The 17,653-nt window shown below is 56.3% G+C and carries 18 protein-coding genes; 14 read left to right on the plus strand and 4 right to left on the minus strand.

The window, feature by feature from the left end:
- The 13 genes from cysS (at position 1) to AB7S84_RS05850 (ending at position 12,897) form a co-directional block, all read left to right on the plus strand.
- Entirely contained in the window at positions 1-2,277 is a 2,277-nt protein-coding gene (cysS, locus tag AB7S84_RS05790) for a cysteine--tRNA ligase (protein ID WP_020878315.1), read from the plus strand.
- 79 nt (positions 2,278-2,356) lie between these two features.
- Positions 2,357-3,343: a hypothetical protein gene (locus tag AB7S84_RS05795; RefSeq protein WP_020878314.1), complete on the plus strand. Its 987-nt coding sequence runs from the start codon at positions 2,357-2,359 to the stop codon at positions 3,341-3,343.
- A gap of 95 nt (positions 3,344-3,438) precedes the next feature.
- The gene (rplU, locus tag AB7S84_RS05800) at positions 3,439-3,789 is read left to right on the plus strand and encodes a 50S ribosomal protein L21 (protein ID WP_020878313.1); all 351 of its coding nucleotides are present in this window, start codon (positions 3,439-3,441) and stop codon (positions 3,787-3,789) included.
- 6 nt (positions 3,790-3,795) lie between these two features.
- Positions 3,796-4,050: a 50S ribosomal protein L27 gene (gene rpmA / locus AB7S84_RS05805; RefSeq protein ID WP_020878312.1), complete on the plus strand. Its 255-nt coding sequence runs from the start codon at positions 3,796-3,798 to the stop codon at positions 4,048-4,050.
- Positions 4,047-5,066, plus strand: a complete 1,020-nt coding sequence (gene obgE, locus AB7S84_RS05810; RefSeq protein WP_020878311.1) for a GTPase ObgE — start codon at positions 4,047-4,049, stop codon at positions 5,064-5,066. The genes rpmA and obgE overlap by 4 nt, the downstream gene beginning before the upstream one ends.
- Complete coding sequence (proB, locus tag AB7S84_RS05815) at positions 5,056-6,195, plus strand: glutamate 5-kinase (protein ID WP_020878310.1); 1,140 nt, start codon at positions 5,056-5,058, stop codon at positions 6,193-6,195. The genes obgE and proB overlap by 11 nt, the downstream gene beginning before the upstream one ends.
- Positions 6,196-6,275: 80 nt before the next feature.
- Positions 6,276-7,532: a glutamate-5-semialdehyde dehydrogenase gene (locus AB7S84_RS05820; RefSeq protein WP_020878309.1), complete on the plus strand. Its 1,257-nt coding sequence runs from the start codon at positions 6,276-6,278 to the stop codon at positions 7,530-7,532.
- 118 nt (positions 7,533-7,650) lie between these two features.
- Complete coding sequence (gene rsfS, locus AB7S84_RS05825) at positions 7,651-8,124, plus strand: ribosome silencing factor (RefSeq protein WP_020878308.1); 474 nt, start codon at positions 7,651-7,653, stop codon at positions 8,122-8,124.
- On the plus strand, positions 8,111-9,700 hold the full coding sequence (gpmI, locus tag AB7S84_RS05830; protein WP_276327570.1) for a 2,3-bisphosphoglycerate-independent phosphoglycerate mutase: 1,590 nt from the start codon (positions 8,111-8,113) through the stop codon (positions 9,698-9,700). Before rsfS ends, gpmI begins: the two co-directional genes overlap by 14 nt.
- Before the next feature lie 78 nt (positions 9,701-9,778).
- Positions 9,779-10,321 (plus strand): type I restriction enzyme HsdR N-terminal domain-containing protein, encoded by a 543-nt coding sequence (locus AB7S84_RS05835; RefSeq protein ID WP_020878306.1) that lies wholly within the window; start codon positions 9,779-9,781, stop codon positions 10,319-10,321.
- A 29-nt stretch (positions 10,322-10,350) separates the two neighbouring features.
- Complete coding sequence (locus tag AB7S84_RS05840; protein WP_428153381.1) at positions 10,351-11,991, plus strand: B12-binding domain-containing radical SAM protein; 1,641 nt, start codon at positions 10,351-10,353, stop codon at positions 11,989-11,991.
- A 214-nt stretch (positions 11,992-12,205) separates the two neighbouring features.
- Positions 12,206-12,391 carry an ATP-binding protein gene (locus AB7S84_RS05845; protein WP_020878304.1) on the plus strand — a complete coding sequence of 62 codons (186 nt, stop codon included), beginning with the start codon at positions 12,206-12,208 and terminating at the stop codon, positions 12,389-12,391.
- Between the two features lie 317 nt (positions 12,392-12,708).
- Positions 12,709-12,897, plus strand: a complete 189-nt coding sequence (locus tag AB7S84_RS05850; RefSeq protein ID WP_020878303.1) for a ferredoxin — start codon at positions 12,709-12,711, stop codon at positions 12,895-12,897.
- Positions 12,898-13,004: 107 nt separating this feature from the next.
- Here AB7S84_RS05850 and AB7S84_RS05855 read toward each other — a convergent pair whose 3' ends face one another.
- The 3 genes from AB7S84_RS05855 to AB7S84_RS05865 all read right to left on the minus strand — a co-directional run bounded on the left by AB7S84_RS05855 (position 13,005) and on the right by AB7S84_RS05865 (position 14,835).
- Positions 13,005-13,298: a hypothetical protein gene (locus tag AB7S84_RS05855; RefSeq protein WP_020878302.1), complete on the minus strand. Its 294-nt coding sequence runs from the start codon at positions 13,296-13,298 to the stop codon at positions 13,005-13,007.
- A 25-nt stretch (positions 13,299-13,323) separates the two neighbouring features.
- A complete protein-coding gene (locus AB7S84_RS05860; RefSeq protein WP_020878301.1) occupies positions 13,324-13,845 on the minus strand; it encodes a gamma carbonic anhydrase family protein in 522 nt (173 codons plus the stop codon).
- Positions 13,846-13,998: 153 nt separating this feature from the next.
- On the minus strand, positions 13,999-14,835 hold the full coding sequence (locus tag AB7S84_RS05865; protein WP_020878300.1) for an MBL fold metallo-hydrolase: 837 nt from the start codon (positions 14,833-14,835) through the stop codon (positions 13,999-14,001).
- Positions 14,836-15,184: 349 nt separating this feature from the next.
- Here AB7S84_RS05865 and AB7S84_RS05870 point away from each other — a divergent pair, with 349 nt between their 5' ends.
- The gene (locus AB7S84_RS05870; RefSeq protein ID WP_020878299.1) at positions 15,185-16,222 is read left to right on the plus strand and encodes a GMP reductase; all 1,038 of its coding nucleotides are present in this window, start codon (positions 15,185-15,187) and stop codon (positions 16,220-16,222) included.
- On the opposite strand, the gene larC is transcribed toward AB7S84_RS05870, so the two are convergent.
- Positions 16,215-17,432: a nickel pincer cofactor biosynthesis protein LarC gene (gene larC / locus AB7S84_RS05875; RefSeq protein ID WP_020878298.1), complete on the minus strand. Its 1,218-nt coding sequence runs from the start codon at positions 17,430-17,432 to the stop codon at positions 16,215-16,217. The two genes, AB7S84_RS05870 and larC, sit on opposite strands and share 8 nt — an antisense overlap.
- Positions 17,433-17,653 lie beyond the last annotated feature (221 nt).

The following is a 17,653-nucleotide window of genomic DNA, read 5'->3' on the forward strand; positions in this document are numbered from 1 at the left end:
ATGAGTTATTCTTTGTTAGACGCCATCGGCAATACGCCAATGGTCGAAATTCGCCGACTGAACCCCAACCCGAAGGTCCGGATTCTGGCCAAGCTGGAATACATGAACCCCGGGGGATCCATCAAGGACCGTCCGGCCCTTTACATGATCGAGGCGGGCGAAACATCGGGAGAACTCACCCCCGAAAAGACCGTTATCGAGGCCACCAGCGGAAACACAGGCATCGGCCTTGCCATGGTTTGTGCGGTCAAAGGGTACAAATTGCTCCTGGCCATGTCTGAATCGGCCAGCGAGGAACGCCGAAAAATCCTCAAAGCCAGGGGTGCCGAAATTCTGCTCACGCCCGGCCACCTGGGAACGGACGGCGCCATCGAAGCGGTCTACCGGCTTGTCCGGGAACACCCGGAGGCCTATTTCATGGCTGACCAATACAACACCGAAGCCAACTGGAAAGCCCACTATTACGGCACCGCCGTCGAAATCTGGGAACAGACCGAAAAGACCGTCACGACCCTGGTGGCCACCATGGGTACTACCGGAACCCTCATGGGTCTCTCCCGCCGGCTCAAGGAGTTCAATCCAAACATCCGGATCGTGGGTGTCGAGCCCTATCTGGGTCACAAGATCCAGGGACTCAAGAACATGAAAGAAGCCTATGAACCCGGTATTTTCGAGAAAGAGCGGCTTGACAAGAAGGTCAACATCGACGACGAGGAGGCCTTCGAGACGGCCAGGAAGTTGGCTCGGGAGGAGGGACTTTTCGTGGGCATGAGCAGCGGCGCCGCCATGGCCGTCGCCGCCAAGGAAGCCCAGACGATGTCATCGGGTACCATCGTGGTCATCTTTCCGGACAGCGGGGAGCGGTATTTGAGCACGCCGCTTTTTACGGTCGCGGACAAGGTCGTCATGAGGGTCTTCAACACCATGCACCGGCGTAAGGAACCTCTGGAGCCCATGTTGCCCGGAAAGGTCTCCGTCTACTCCTGCGGTCCCACCGTCCATGCCCGGCTGCATCCCGATGAATGGCGACGGTTCGTCTTCGCGGATTTACTGTGTCGATACCTCCGATATCGTGGATACGACGTCACCCACGTGATGAACATCACCGATCTTGACGACAAGACCATCAACGGTTCCGCCAAGTCGGGAATGGCGCTTTCAGCGTTTACCCAGCAATATATCGATGCCTTCCACAAAGATCTCGAGATACTGGGCATTGCTCCCGCCGACACATATCCCCGGGCCAGCGAACACGTCCGGGAGATGGTCACGCTTGCCGAGAAACTCTATCTCAAGGGGTTCGCCTATGAAAAACTGCGCTCCCTCTACTTCAACATCTCCAAATTCAAGGAATACGGCCGACTGTCGGGCATTGATCTCGACAAGATCCGCCTCGGGGCAACGGTTGACCTGGACGAATACGAAAAGGAGAATCCCAGAGATTTCACGCTCTTCAAGCGGTGCACGCTTTCGGAGCTCAAACGGGGCATTTACACGCCCACCGAGTGGGGTAATGTAAGGCCTTCATGGCACATTCAGTGCACGGCCATGTCCATGAAATATCTCGGGGAGAGTTTCGACATTCATACCAGCGGCCGGACCCTCATGTTTCCCCACCATGAGAACGAAATCGCCATCGCTCAGGCTCTGACCGGAAAGCCCCTGGCCAAATACTGGCTTCACTGTGATCGGGTCCTTATGGACGGGAAAAAAATGGACGAAAACCTGCTGCTCTTCAACCTTGAAGATCTAATGGAAGCAGGCTATACCGGACGGGATATCCGATACTGGCTTTTGTCGACCCACTACCGAAAGCCGGTTCGTTTTTCCACCGAACGCCTGGATGCGGCAAAACGCTCCCTGGGACGACTCAACGCCTGCCTGGGAAACCTTCGAAACGTGACCTCCGGCGCCCCTTATCCCGAATTGGATCAATTGATCTACGACATCAAACAGGGCTTCATCCAGGCCATGGACGAAGACATGAACATCTCGGCGGCCATCGCCTCTCTGTTCCGATCCGTCAAAATCGTCAACAAGTTGGTATTGCAAAAAATGATCGATCCCGAAGGCGCCGTAAGGCTGCTGGAGACCTTCCGAAGCATCAACACGGCCCTCAATATCTTCGACTTGGAAGACGGCGCCGATGACCCGGAGATCGAACGCCTCATCCGGGAAAGAGAGTTGGCCCGAAAGGAGCGGAACTGGCCGCTGGCCGACCGGCTGCGTGAAGATTTGCAGGTCCGAGGCGTGATGGTGCGGGACTCGAAGGTCTGACATTACGTCAGGGGCATGTCGGCACATGATGATCCCGTAAAAAGGGATTTTTTGGGAACCGTCAACACATGGAGGAAACATGGAGCCAATATATTTTCCGTTCACCTACGTATCGCCTTTTGCCGCGACGCTTCTGGGCGCTTGTTTTCCCCGGACGGTCGTTTACCAACCCCTTTCGGATGCGGTTCCCGCAAGCCTCAGAACCTGGGCCGATGAGGGGGGATTCGATATACGGGTTCCGGTGGATATCGACAACGTCCGCCTGCTGAAGCTGCTCGACGAATACCAGAAATGGGCCGATCTCCACGAGGGGAAAGACCTGAAATTTTTCAAAACACAGAGTGGTCGTATACCGTTCTTTGAGGATGTAAGTACTCATCGTCTCAGTACCGACATCAGGAAACGGGTTTCCGGCGAGTCTGATACCCCCTCGACCGATGCGCTCTTCGACGCCCGTTTCTTCCTGGCTGTGGCTCAGGAATTCGACCGGCGGCAAAATGAGCTTCAGGACGGTCTGGCAACCTACCGGGAAATGGAGCGAAAATTCCTGAAGGAGTTGCTGGGTGATCCGGAGGAATCCGACATTGGCCTGGGTGGGTCACCCGCCCTTCATGCCGAAGACCCCGGCGGCCACATGACGGAAAAGCGCCTTGAAACATTCGCCCGGCTGGTTCGAGAGGATAACGCCGAAGATCGACTTTTCGTTACCACGAGTCGGGCCGTTTACAACGCGGTGCGGGATACCATCAGCCCTGCCGGCGAAATTCTCGAAATTCGAGAGATGTCCATTCCCGACCCGAATCGCCTGGCAGCGTTTCAAACCGAAGTTTCGAACCACATCCGAAAATTTCTGGAAAATCCGGTGGAGGCTTCCGAAATCGTCACATTCCCGACACCGGAAAACGACAATGCGCCAAGGTTTTCCCTTACCCTCGTCGACACACGGTTGGAATGCGACGAATTCCTCGACGCGTGTATGGCTCTTTCGACAAATGGAACGCCGAAAAGCGCCGAATCACCGACTGCCGGCGGTGTCCTGATCGGACTTCTCGACGGTACCCCTTGAACCATTTTTTCCTTGACAATTCCTATAAATAGAGTAACATATGTTGCTTTTAAAGTTCTTTTTGTATTGCATTATATTTAAAGGAGGTTACGCAGATGTACGCTGTGGTTAGCTCGGGCGGAAAACAATACAAAGTCCGGGAAGGCGAGACCCTTCGGTTGGAAAAGCTGACTGGAGAGGTAGGCGCACCGGTTTCTTTCGATAAAGTGCTTCTGTTTTCGGATGGCGAAAACGTGACCATCGGCCGGCCGGTTCTCGAAGACGTCCAGGTGAAAGGACATATTGTGGAACAGGGCAGGGCTAAGAAGATCATCGTTTTCAAATACAAACGGCGGAAACGCTATCGGAGAAAACAGGGGCACCGTCAGTCTTTTACGGCGGTTAGAATTGACAGCATCGGCAGCCCCGGTCTGGTTCAAAAAGACGATATGGAAAGTGAGGTATAACGAAAAATGGCACACAAGAAGGCAGGCGGCAGTTCGAAGAACGGCCGCGACAGCAACGGACAGCGCCGTGGTGTCAAGCGCTTCGGCGGTCAGACGGTGAAAGCCGGAAACATACTGGTACGGCAGCTCGGCACCCGGATCCATCCCGGCGAGAACGTCGGCATGGGCAGGGATTATACCCTTTACGCTCTGGTGGACGGCATAGTTGCCTATGAACGGTTCGGCAAAACCCGTAAAAAAGCGAGCGTCTATCCTGCGTGAAATTCATTGACGAGGCAATGATTACCGTCCAATCCGGAAGTGGGGGGAGGGGCTGCGTCAGCTTCAGACGGGAACGTTTCATCCCGAAAGGCGGACCGGACGGTGGTGACGGAGGCAAGGGCGGCGATGTCATCATGGCCGCCACCTCGCAAAAACGGACACTTTACCATTTCAGCTTCAAAAAACACTTTGCAGCCCAGAACGGTTCGGCCGGTCAAGGAAGCCAAAAGACCGGTCGAAGCGGTGAAGACCTGATCATTCCGGTTCCTGTGGGAACCATCGTCAGTGACGCGGAAACCGGAAACATGCTGAAAGACTTCACGGAAGAGGGCGAAACCTTCATCGCGGCCAAGGGCGGCCGAGGCGGCCAGGGGAACACCCGCTTCAAGTCATCGACCCATCGCACCCCCCGCTTTGCCCAACCGGGCGAGCCCGGCGAGATCTTCACTCTCAAACTGGAGCTCAAACTCCTCGCGGATGTCGGTATCATCGGATTTCCCAATGCAGGCAAGTCCACCCTGATCAGCGTCATCTCGTCCGCCAGACCCAAGGTCGGCGATTATCCGTTCACGACCCTTTCACCCAACCTCGGAGTGGTCAAACACGTATGGGGAGAACCGTTCGTCGTGGCGGACATCCCCGGCCTTGTCGAAGGTGCCCACTCGGGGGCGGGGCTGGGGACCCGTTTTCTCCGCCATATCGAGAGAACCCGACTCCTGGTTCACCTGATCGACGCCGTCACCATCGACCCCGATCACCCAATGGCGGGCTATGAAGCCATCAATCACGAACTCGCCGGCTACAACCGGCATCTGGCTGAAAAGCCCCAGCTCGTCGTGCTGAACAAAATGGATCTTCCGGGCGCGGACATTGCAGCAGCCCTTTTTCAGGAAGCGGCGGGCAGACTCCCATTCATGACGATTTCCGCGGCAGCGACTCTGGGAATCGACGTGCTGATCAAAACCATTGCCGAACGTCTCCACCAACTCGACACCGAATCCCATCATGAAAGATAACCGAAGATCCTGTTTCAAAACGGCCCGCCGGATCGTCGTCAAGGTCGGCAGCAATCTACTGACCAAAGACAACGGCCTGAACGTTGATTTCGTCCACGCCATCAGCCGCCAGATCTGCATCATGATCGACAGGGGGCTTCAGGTGGTATTGGTCTCCTCCGGCTCCATGGCCGCAGGTCTCCGTAAGCTCGGTTTGGCAAAACGCCCGGAAGAAATCCCCAAACGCCAGGCCGTATCCGCCGTTGGGCAGGCCAGCCTGATCATGGAATACGAGAAAGCCTTCGAGGCCTGCGGCAAAAAGGTGGCCCAGGTCCTGCTGACCAGCGACGGCCTTTATCAACGGAAGCGATACCTGAACGCCCGAAACACCGTCCACACCCTTCTGTCGTGGCACATTGTACCCATTATCAACGAAAACGACACGGTATCCATCGAGGAGATCAAGTTCGGCGACAACGACACCCTCTCGGCCATGATCGCACTTCTGGTCAACGCCGATATTTTGATCAATCTCACCGACATCGACGGCCTCTATAACAAGGATCCCCGGACCAATATCGACGCGGAGCTGATACCGGTGGTTTCAACCATCAAGAAGGATATCGAGCGTTATGCCAGCGATATCCCGGGAGCGTTGGGTACCGGGGGTATGATGACCAAAATTCGGGCCGCCCGAAAGGTCAACACCGCCGGCATTCCCATGATCATCGCCCAGGGGACCAAGCCGGACATTCTGATCCGTCTTCTGGAAGGGGAACCCCACGGCACCTACTTCGCCCCCAAAAGCCACAAGATGACCAACCGGAAATGCTGGATCGGTTTCACGACCAAGCCCAGGGGCGTCATCCGCATCGACGACGGTGCCGCAAAGGCCATTACCCAGAACGGCAAAAGTCTGCTGCCCGCCGGTATCGTCGACGTCATCGGGGAGTTCGGGGCGGGATCGCCGGTTGAGTTCACCAACGGTGGGGGCGAGGTTCTGGGCACCGGCCTGGTCAACTACAGCGCCGAGGATATCCGCAAGATCATGGGGCTCAAAACCAGCGAAATCAAACGAAAACTCGGCGAGAAACCTTACGACGAAATCATCCACCGGGACAATTTGACCGTTGTCTGGGAATGCGATTGAATACAGCACGGGTCGGCTTCGACAGCATCGATCGTCATTCGACTGTCGGGCATCGGGGACGACAGGTAAAAGGGGAAGACATGAACATTGAATCCGTGATTCTGGAGATGGCTCGGGCGGCGAAAGCGGCCTCCATTTGGATGGCCCGTTGCCCTACGGCTCAAAAAAACAAGGTACTGCTCAACATCGCCGATCGGATCGAGGCGGAAGCCGCAAGCATTCAGGCTGAAAACCAGAAGGATCTGGACCGTGCCCGCGACCTGGGACTCTCGGATGCCATGATCGACCGCCTCACCGTAAAGGACGCCACCATTCAATCCATGGCCCAGGGGCTCCGGGAGGTTGCCGCCCTCGACGATCCCGTGGGGGCCGTCACCAAGACCTGGACCCGGCCCAACGGGCTCGAGGTATCCCGCATGAGAATCCCTCTGGGGGTCATCGGTATTATTTATGAATCCAGGCCTAACGTGACCATCGACGCCGCGGGGCTCTGTTTCAAATCCGGCAACGCCGTCATTCTGAGAGGGGGATCCGAAGCCCTCCATTCCAACCAGGCCCTCGCAGAAATCATCACACGGGCTCTCAAAGCGGCGGACATGCCCGAAAAGGCCGTTCAGATCGTTCCGGTCCGGGATCGCGAGGCGGTGAACATTTTACTGGCTCAAGAGGCGTTCGTCGATCTGATCATTCCCAGAGGCGGCGAGAGTCTCATTCGTTTTGTCGTCGAAAATTCTCGAATCCCCGTCCTGAAGCATTACAAGGGGGTCTGTCATGTCTTCGTCGACGAAAGCGCCGATCTCGACATGGCCGAGGAGATCAGCTTCAATGCCAAGGTTCAGCGCCCGGGCGTTTGCAACGCCATGGAAACCCTCCTGGTCCATCGGACCGTGGCAGACGAGTTCCTGCCGCGTATGGCCCGGCGCTTCGCTGCCGCCGGCGTCGCACTTCGCGGATGCCCCGAAACCTGCCGGATTCTGACCGGAACCTCTCCGGCCACGGAGGCGGACTGGTATGAAGAATACCTCGATCTGGTCCTCGCCGTGCGGGTCGTGGACGATATGGATGCGGCCGTCGCCCACATGACCCAATACGGCTCCAGCCACACCGAGGCCATCGTGACCTCCGACTACCGGCGGGCCCGGCGATTCGTCCGGGAAATGGATGCTTCGGTCGTTCTCGTCAATGCCTCGACGCGGTTTAACGACGGTGGGCAGTTGGGATTGGGCGCCGAAATCGGCATCAGCACCTCCAAGCTTCATGCCTTTGGCCCCATGGGCATCGACGAACTCACCACGACCAAGTTCGTAGTTTTCGGGGACGGACAGATCCGGTCCTGAAGTTTCCTTGATCCGACAACGATTCAGGAAACGACGATCTTTAATCCATTCAACTTTCGGTTTTCAGGGGTTCGTGACAAGTCGAAAGTTGATAAGCCAAAGGAACGCATGTTTTAAAATGACTGACAATACGGCCACGGCGCCGAATACCGATGCCCGTCTCGATCGCTATGTCCGGGCGGCTCTCGGCAAAAAAGCCCTGGGACTGGTGGTTCTCGATGTGGGCAAACTGACATCCATCGCGGATTATTTCATCATCTGCAGCGGTCGGTCGAACCGGCAGGTGTCCGCCATCGCCGAACACATTCAGACAACCCTCAAGGCAGAAGGCATCCGCCCCCTCAGCGTCGAAGGCGCAAAAAGCGGCCACTGGGTACTCCTTGATTACGGCCATGTGATTCTTCACGTCTTTTACGACGCCATCCGCAGCTTTTACGATCTCGAGGGGCTTTGGGCCGACGCACGCCGCATCAAAACCGCCGATATGATCGCCGCTGCCGCTGTGTCCAATACCGACGGCACATCCGAACTGAGAAGCAGTCGCGGATCCGCCGACGCATCACAAGAAACGGAGGTGCATGATGAAGCCTGACCCGATAGAATTCGATCCATCGAAAACCGGCGGCAGAAGCAACGGTCGTCTGTGCATGCTCATGATCCTTGACGGCTGGGGTATCGACAGTGAGGGCAAAGGCAACGCGGTCAGCCTGGCGCGAACCCCGACCCTTGATCGGCTCTCGACCGAGTACCCCACCACGCAACTCCGCTGCTCAGGTGAATCCGTCGGACTGCCCGCCGGCATCATGGGCAATTCCGAAGTCGGGCACCTCAACATCGGCGCCGGACGAATCGTCTATCAGGATCTTCTTCGCATCGACCGGGCCATCGAGGACGGCAGTTTTTTCACGAACACCGTCTTTAGCGACACCATGGCAAGCGTCAAGCAAAACGGATCCGCTCTCCATTTGATGGGACTGGTTTCCGACGGCGGGGTCCACAGCCAGATCAAGCACCTCCTGGCCCTTCTCGACATGGCCAGAAATGCGGGCGTACCAAGGACGTATGTTCATGCCATTACCGACGGGCGAGACACCTCTCCCACCGGCGGAGAGGACTACCTCCGGCGAGTGAAGGCGCACATGACCGCCCATGGATACGGCCAGATTGCTTCCGTCTGCGGACGTTATTATGCCATGGACCGGGATCGGCGGTGGGAGCGGATCGAATCGGCCTATCAACTCTACACGGAAGGCGCAGGCATCCCGGAAACCGATCCTGTTGAAGCCGTCCGGAACGCTTACCGCCGGGGCGAAACCGATGAATTCATCAAACCTGTCGTAATCGCCGACGAATCCCAGAAATCCATTGCCGTCATTGACGATGGGGATGCCGTCATTTTTTTCAATTTTCGTGCCGACCGCGCCCGGGAGATAACATCGGCTTTCACCGACCCGTCCTTCAGCGGTTTCGCCCGAAAACGGCAGCCCAATATCGCCGTCTACGCCACCATGACCGCCTATGACGAAACCTTTACCCTTCCCATTGCATTTCCGCCGATCCATTTGGACGATATTCTCGGAGAGGTGGTGAGCCGTCAGGGGATTCGTCAGCTTCGCATCGCAGAGACGGAAAAATACGCCCATGTCACCTATTTCTTCAACGGTGGCGAGGAGGCGCCCTTTCCCGGCGAAGACCGGGTACTGATTCCCTCCCCCCGGGAAGTGGCGACCTACGATGAAAAGCCCGAAATGAGCGCCCTTGAGGTGACCGAAGCGGTCCTGGACCGTCTTCGAACCCGGGCCTACGGCATGGTTGTTCTGAACTTCGCCAACATGGACATGGTCGGCCACACAGGCGTGATTCCGGCGGCGGTGAAAGCCTGTGAGACGGTGGACCGGTGCGTAGCGAAAATCGTCGACGAAGTCCTGGCTCAGGACGGTGCCGTCATCATCACGGCCGACCACGGCAATGCCGAAAAGATGATCGGCGACGACGGAAATCCCTACACCGCTCATACCGTCAACCCGGTTCGTCTCATCCTGGTGGACGAACGCCGGAAGACCATTCGGCTTCGGGAGGGCAAGCTTGGTGATATCGCTCCAACGATGCTGAATATTATGGGCATCGACAAGCCTGAAGCCATGACGGGGAAATCCCTGATGGACTGACGCCCGGCTTACCGAAAACGGTATTCTGCATTCCTTTAAACCTATCGATATGACGGCAGCATTATGGAGGAACACGCCATGGTCCCTCACCCTCAAACGGAAACCCTCGTGGATTTCATCACCGGCAGAACCGTACCCAACATCGGGGCCGAGGAAAATCGTCAGGCCGTTGAACGCTTTCTGGTCGAAGAGAAGGGGTTTTTCCCAACCGACATCACCGTGGACCTTCCCCTCGAGGTCGATATCGCAGGCGAAATCTATCGTTCCAAAATCGATATCGTGGTCCGCATTGCCGGAAGAATTTTGATGTGTATCAAATGCGCCCCGGGCTCACTAGGGTCGCGGGAACGGGAGATTGTTGCCGCAGCGAGACTTCTGACCCCATTCCCCTCACCCTATGCCGTGGTGTCAGACGGAAAGACCGCCCTGGTGATCGAGACCCTTTCCGGAAAAAGGATCGCCCAGGGGCTCGATGCCGTTCCCTCAAAGGATGATGCAACCCGACGCCTGTCGGACATGAGCCCGGAAGCCTTTCCCGAAGAAAAGCGATACCGGGAGGGCCTTATTTTCAGGTCCTATGACAGCATGAATGTCAACCGCATCATGAGCGGCGAAGCATGATCGCGGTGATGTGATCATATGAGCGCCCCTTGCCCGCAAAACCCGGTCGACACGCCATGGCCGACATCCTGCTGATCCAGCCCCCCATCCGGGATTTCTACCTCACTGAAAAACGGACCATTCCTTACGGTCTGGCCTGTATCGCCGCCGAACTGCTGAAAAACGGATTCACCGTCGACATTATGGACGCCCTGGCCGTCGGCAAATCCCGGGAGATCGCACTACCCTCCGAGATGGACTATCTGAGAAGATTCTACGGCAAAATCGACATCTCGCCCTTCGGTCTCTTCCATACCTTCAAACATTTTGGCTACAGCTATGCGCATATCGGAAAAACGGCCCGTGACTCCGGAGCATTTCTGGTGGGCATTTCCTCGCTGTTCACCGCGTACAGCGACGAGGCCCTGGAAACGGCTCGAACCGTCAAGGCCTTTCATCCCCGGTGCCGCATTGTCATGGGCGGTCACCATCCAACGGTCCTTCCCGAGACGGTCATGGCCGAAGATGCCGTCGACTTTGTCATCCGGGGAGAAGGCGAGACAGCCATGACCCTTTTGGCCTGCGCCCTGAGAAAGGGCAGAAATGTCTCGGCGGTTCCCGGCATTGTCTTTCGAAAGCCCGATCGTACCCTCGCCGTGAGCCCCCCTGCCGAGCTGGAAAACCTGGACGCCCATCCCCTCCCCGCTTTGGACCTGATCCGGCATGCCTACTATCGGCGAAACCATAAGGGCGCCGCGGTGGTCATGACGAGCCGAGGCTGTCCCATGAACTGCAGCTATTGTGCCGTAGGCGGAGGTGCCGTCCGCTATCGGGTACGATCCAAGGCGCAGGTGATCCGCGAGATGGAGACGGCCGTCACCCGTTATGGGGCAAGGTTCATCGACTTCGAAGATGAAAACCTTTCACTGGATCGCGACGGGTTTCTGGCGCTTCTCGACGACACGGCACGGCGGTTTCAGGGTCTCGATTTGGAGCTGAGAGCCATGAACGGGCTTTTTGCCCCATCCCTGGATGCGACGATGATCCGCGCCATGAAACTCGCGGGCTTCCGTACGCTGAACCTCTCCCTGGGGACGACCGCACCGGGGCAACTCCGGCGATTCAGGCGCCCGGATGTTAAAAAAGCGACGGAAGCGGCCGTTTCGGCAGCCCGGGAGGAGGGGTTGAACGTCGTCTGTTACATTATCGTGGGAGCTCCCGACCAATCAGCGCAGGATTCCCTCCGGGATCTTCTCTATCTGGCCGACCTCGACGTCCTCGCCGGAATTTCGGTTTACTATCCCGCGCCCGGGAGCGCCGACTACGCGAAACTCTCGAATGACGGCCTTCTTCCGAAACGATTTTCCCTCATGCGATCCACTGCGCTTCCGCTTTCCCTCAAGACCACCCGGCGGGAGTCGGTCACCTTGCTTCGCCTGGGACGAATTCTCGGCTTCATGCGTTTGCTCCTGAATTCAGGTGAGCGCCTGCCTCAGGCAAGGCCTCTCCGGGAATCCGGTCTCGATCCACACGGGTCTCGCAACCGCCTTGGGAGGGCTTTGCTTGCCGCTTTTTTCCATGACAGCCGCATCCGCGGCATGACCCCTGACGGCGAGATATTTGATCATAACGTATCGTCGGAGTTGGCGCTTTCTTTCAGGGACGGGTTGAAAAATATTTTTGATATTTAATCATTTTAGTATTAATACAGAATTTTACAATAGCACACCATTAACGGTGTCTGAAAAATGGTGATGAAGGCTTGACTCGATCCCACAATTGGTATAAGGCACTTTCGGCGGCCAAAACCGGATGACGGATTGGCAGCCAAAGTGAAATATCCAATAAGTTCCGATGAATATAAAAAATTCGGATCGTTAATCAACCCTAAAAGGAGATACAAGAATGGGCTACCCTGTCGTTGACGAAGAAAAATGTGTTGGCTGTGAAGAATGTGTGGATAATTGTCCTCAGGACGTGTTCGAGATGGAGAACAACAAATCCAAAGTGGTCAACCCGGATGAATGCGTCATGTGCGAAAGCTGTGTCGAGGTCTGTGAAGCGGACGCCATTGAGTTGGTCGAAGACTAACAGCGCCGTCCCCAGGTAACCGGTGGGCCTCCCCGACAAACAATTCAGCATCGGGGAGGCCTGAACGAACGCCGGCATATTGTTATTTTTTCCAAATGGTAGACGGTTATTGCACAATCATTCCCTGCCTCAGCCTACCGCCCAACGTCCATATAGGTATCATAGATCTGGTGACCCTGTTTATCCTTCGGGGAAAATATCCGTGTCAGATACCGTCGTTATCCAAAATATCGATTCAGTGCTCATGCACTGCCTTCCGGATCTCCATGGCGTCTTTTTGTCGAGGCCATGGAAATCCGATTTGAAAGGACAAAAAAATGGCTTTTACCCCCACCGTAGATGAAACGAAATGTGTCGGATGTGAAGAATGCGTAGACGTCTGTCCCGTGGAGGTCTTCGAAATGCAGGACGGCAAATCCGTCCCTGTAAATGCCGAGGAGTGTATCGGTTGCGAAAGTTGCGTCGAGGTTTGCGAAGTGGATGCGATCACCGTCGAGGAGAACTGAGCCTGAAATCTCCAAAGCCCCGCCGTAACCGATGACGGGGGTCGCAAGGCGCTTATGATGATAAAAACGCCGCCCGTTTCCGGAAGAACCGGCGGCGTTTCATGCTTTCAGGTCAGAATCTTGTCTATGATCTCACCTTGACCGTTGAGGAGAAACACCACAAAACCGTTGGCGGCCGCCTCCCGGATCAGGTCGTCGTAGTGAACTGCCTGGGCTTCGTATTTTCGGCCTTTCTCCAGTTTCATCCGACTATAGCACTTGAGCGCCTCCTCCTTCTCGATAAACGCCGGAATGAATGATATATCGTCTTCCTGATAGTGTTGACCGACATACCGCTCATCATTGCCGGGATCTTGAACAAACACCCACACCCATCCGCTTTCGTTGATCAGTTCGTGCATCTTTCATGTCCTCTTTCCTGAATAACTATTTTTCGACAATCTTCGCCGCCTGAAAATCGCGGACTTTATTGCGATAGAGCTCCGCAGACGCCTTCAAGACATCGAGAATCGTCTCGGGGAGCGTTTTCTTGAGGGTGGCCGGCACGCCCGCCACCAGGTGAAAAGGTCCCACCGTCTTTCCCTCCATGACCAACGCGTTGGACGCGATGATGGAACCTCGTTTGATGTGGGCACCGCTCAAAACGGTCGAATGGATGCCGATGAGACAAAGATCCTCGACGATGCAGCCATGCACCACGGTGTTATGACCCACGGTCACGTTATCGCCGATGATCGTGGGCTTCCCTTCGTCGATATGGACGGTACAATTGTCCTGGATGTTCGTGCTTCGGCCGATCCGGATGATGTCCGAATCCCCCCGGATGACCGTATTGAACCAAATGCTCGATCCGTCTCCGATCTCGACGTCGCCGATCACCACCGCGTTCGGCGCGATGAACACATTCTTTCCGATTCTGGGGCGTTTTCCCTTGAATTCAATAATCATGTCGTCTCCTGTCGATCCGATTCCCGGATGTCCCGTCGGTGTTTGCAGACCGAGATGCATGCTCTCCAAAACGAACGGGGATGTCAACGTTTAACTGGCGCATCCGATCAGGACTTTTCTCGTTTCGCCGAGCCGTCCAACTCATCGAAAATATCAACCGTCCAACACCGATCCGACACAACCGAAAAAAAATCGCTCCTTCAGTCGGGCATGGAGTTGAGAAGCCCTCTCCAGGCCGGTACAATGAGAAACCCCCACTTTGTCGATACGGTATCGGTCGATGGCCCTGACGGTTTCCTCAAACTGTGCATCGCCTGCGAACGCTAAATGGGTGCCGCCGATGACGGCATAGATCCGGTCCCGGCCGGTTTCGGCCATGACATGTTCGATGATATTGACCATACCGGCATGGGCGCATCCCAATACCAGAATGAGGCCCGCGTCCGAATCGACAATCATCGACAGATCGTCCGGAATCGGGTCGGGATCCAACGTCCGCCCGTCGGCCGTACGAGCGAACATGTGGGGATCCCCTTTCTCGAAAGATGTCTTCCGAGGAATTTCTCCCGTCAGATAAACACCCGGCCCCACCTCGGTCATATCGGTAGCGAGACGAAAATCAGCACCCAGGGATTCCAGCCAGCTTCGTCGGTAAGGAATGCCGATGTCCCGCCGCTTGCCGCCTACGCTGTAAAATCGCTCAACAAAGATGCCCGGATGTCCGTGGACCGGAACATCGCCCCGCATCTTCAGGACCGCCGGCAGCCCGCCGGTGTGGTCATAGTGGCCATGGCTGATCATGACTGCCGCGATCTTTCTCAGGTCCTTGCCAAGGGCCAGAGCATTCGATAGAATTCCAAAGCCCTGACCGGTATCAAACAAGTACTCGCCGCTATCCGTCTCCACATGGCAGGAAAAACCGTGCTCACCGATGACGCCAAGCGGTACGCCGATCGAATTTTCGCACAGAATGGTCAACCGTGCTTTCATGGATCCTCCTCTCGGAATATTGATGGAATATTTTTCCTTACCGTTGCCGGCGACCGCAAGGGCTGATTGGAAATATGTCTTTATTTATAATGGATAATTCCGCGATGTCAAATTCATTATGGGATCGCCTTCAGCCGATCGCATCAGAGCAAATCGAATTTTTTAAAAAACCGCATTGCATTCGAGCTGGTTTTACCTGTATGGAATAAAAGGGCCTTTAAGGATCCATCGCACCAACAGAAGGCCAATGGTTGGGTTTAAAAAACCTTTCGACCCCTTCGTTCAGATCCCCGACAAATTGTGGCCCCGTTAGGTCTTGTCAACAGCTTCTCATCCAAGGAACATATCCATGCGCATCGAATATGAAGTGAAGCTCGGATTCAAGGATGTCATGATCCGCCCCAAACGCTCCACCCTCAAAAGTCGCGCTCAGGTGGATCTCAACCGAACCTACGTGTTTCGTCACACCCAGAAGACCTGGACCGGTATCCCGGTCATCGCCGCCAACATGGACACCGTGGGCACCTTTGCCATGACCGACGAATTGGCCCGGTACGGCCTGCTCACGGCCGTCCACAAACACTATTCCCCGGACGACTGGCAGCGTTTCCTCGAAACCAGGGCACCTTCCATCTATGATCACATCATGGTGAGTGCCGGCGCCTCGGATGAAGACTTCATCAAACTCAAGGATATTATTCGGCGCAGCCCCAAACTTTCGTTCATCTGTATCGACGTGGCCAATGGCTACACCGAGTTTTTCGTGGATTATGTCAAGAAAATCAGGGAGACGTTTCCTGAAAAGCTCATCGCCGCCGGAAACGTCGTCACGGGGGAGATGGTGGAGGAGCTGATCCTGGCCGGGGCCGACATGATCAAGGTGGGTATCGGGCCGGGATCGGTCTGCACCACCCGGGTAAAGACGGGCGTCGGATACCCCCAACTCTCGGCCATCATCGAATGCGCCGATGCGGCGCACGGCCTCAAGGGCCTCATCATCGCAGACGGCGGCTGCACCTGCCCCGGCGACGTGGCCAAGGCATTCGGGGCCGGAGCCGACTTCGTCATGCTGGGGGGAATGTTCGCCGGACACGACGAATGCGGTGGGGAGATTCTCGAACTTGGCGGCGAGCGATGCGTCGAGTTCTACGGAATGAGTTCAAGCACGGCCATGGAAAAATACAACGGTGGTGTTGCCGAATACCGGGCTTCCGAGGGAAAAACCGTTATCGTACCTTACCGGGGAAGCGTTGAGGGTACGGTCCAGGACATCCTTGGGGGTATCCGTTCGACCTGCACCTACGTCGGGGCAGCCAAGCTCAAGGAACTGGCCAAGCGGACCACCTTCATCCGGACGACGGAGCAGGAAAACAAGACCTTCAAATAGCCCCCTCGGCATCACTGCCGGTCTCTCGTTTCCGTATGAAGGCGAAGCGTTTCGCAGTTTCCATAACGGTTTTCAAGGGGAGATTCGTTTCACAGGCAATCCGACGGCAATCGTCATACTCGGGCTTGACATTGATGATCTCGTCTTCCCGAAAGGCGAACTTGCAGCGGACCGTCCCCAACGGCGTGTCGCAGGAGACGACGACTCTGCGTGCCGTAATTCGGTCCTCGGTCCGCCATCGAACGCCGATACTGGTGGTCTCGCGCATCAGTACGTCTGCGAAAATCCGCACGTGCTCCGGCCGGCAAACGACGGTCGCAAGCGTGCCCGGACGGTGCTTTTTCATCTGGACAGGCGACAAAAACACGTCCAGAGCCCCCATATCGAACAGCCGTTGAACCACATGACCCCAGATCTGGGGATCCATGTCGTCCACGACGGTCTCCATCACCGCCACCTGCTCGGTCCGATAGCCGGCAGCGTCGTCCTCGGTGTCGCCGATTTGAACACGCAGCAGATTGGGAATTTCGAGGTCGGCCGTGCCGGCACCGTAGCCCACGGATGCCGTCCGCATGGCCGGCATGGGTCCGAACCCCGAGGCGAGGGTGGTGAGAATGGCGGCCCCCGTGGGTGTGAGGAGTTCGCTCCGAATCCCCTGATCATAAACAGGAACCCCCCTGAGCAACTCGGCGGTGGCCGGGGCCGGCACCGGCAGGATGCCGTGGGCGCTCGCCACAGTACCGCCCCCGACATGAAGCGCCGAACAATAGACCGCCTCGACACCGAGTAGGTCCAGTCCGGCGACACCGCCTACGACGTCGACCACCGCGTCCACGGCACCCACCTCGTGAAAATGAACCTCGTCCCTGGCTATTCGATGTACTGTCGCTTCAGCATCGGCCAGACGTTCAAACACCGCAAGACTCCTCGCCTTGACGGCAGGCTTCAGGCTGCTTTTCTCGATCATTGCCCGAATCCCGGGCAGCCGCCGGTGCTGATGACGGTGGACGGCTTCGTCCACCGCGACATTGACGAACGTCCCACCAATCCCGCGTCGAATGGCGGAAAAGACCCTGAGATCGTATCCCTTGAGGCCCAATTTTTCCAACTCGCCGGTAAGGCGCCCGACGTCAAGACCCGCGTCCAGGAGGGCACCCAGGATCATATTCCCGGCGGCACCCGCAAAACAGTCAAAATAAGCGATCTTCATCCGTTGCGTCCCGATCAGTCCATCAATTGCCGGTCTTTTCCCCCGGCCGGCGCTTCCTATATCTACCCTGCCCCCTGCGGCCTGTCAACCAACAGGTGTTTCACCATACCACCCGGCAAAAAAAGATTTGAGGTTTTTCTTGAAAAGAAAGCGGAAGAAGCTTATTTTTACCGCTATAACTCAGACCGAACCTGGCTCGACCACAATCGACTACCAAAAAA

This window comes from Desulfococcus sp. (genome assembly GCF_050178255.1).
Taxonomy (GTDB): Bacteria; Desulfobacterota; Desulfobacteria; order Desulfobacterales; family Desulfococcaceae; genus Desulfococcus; species Desulfococcus multivorans.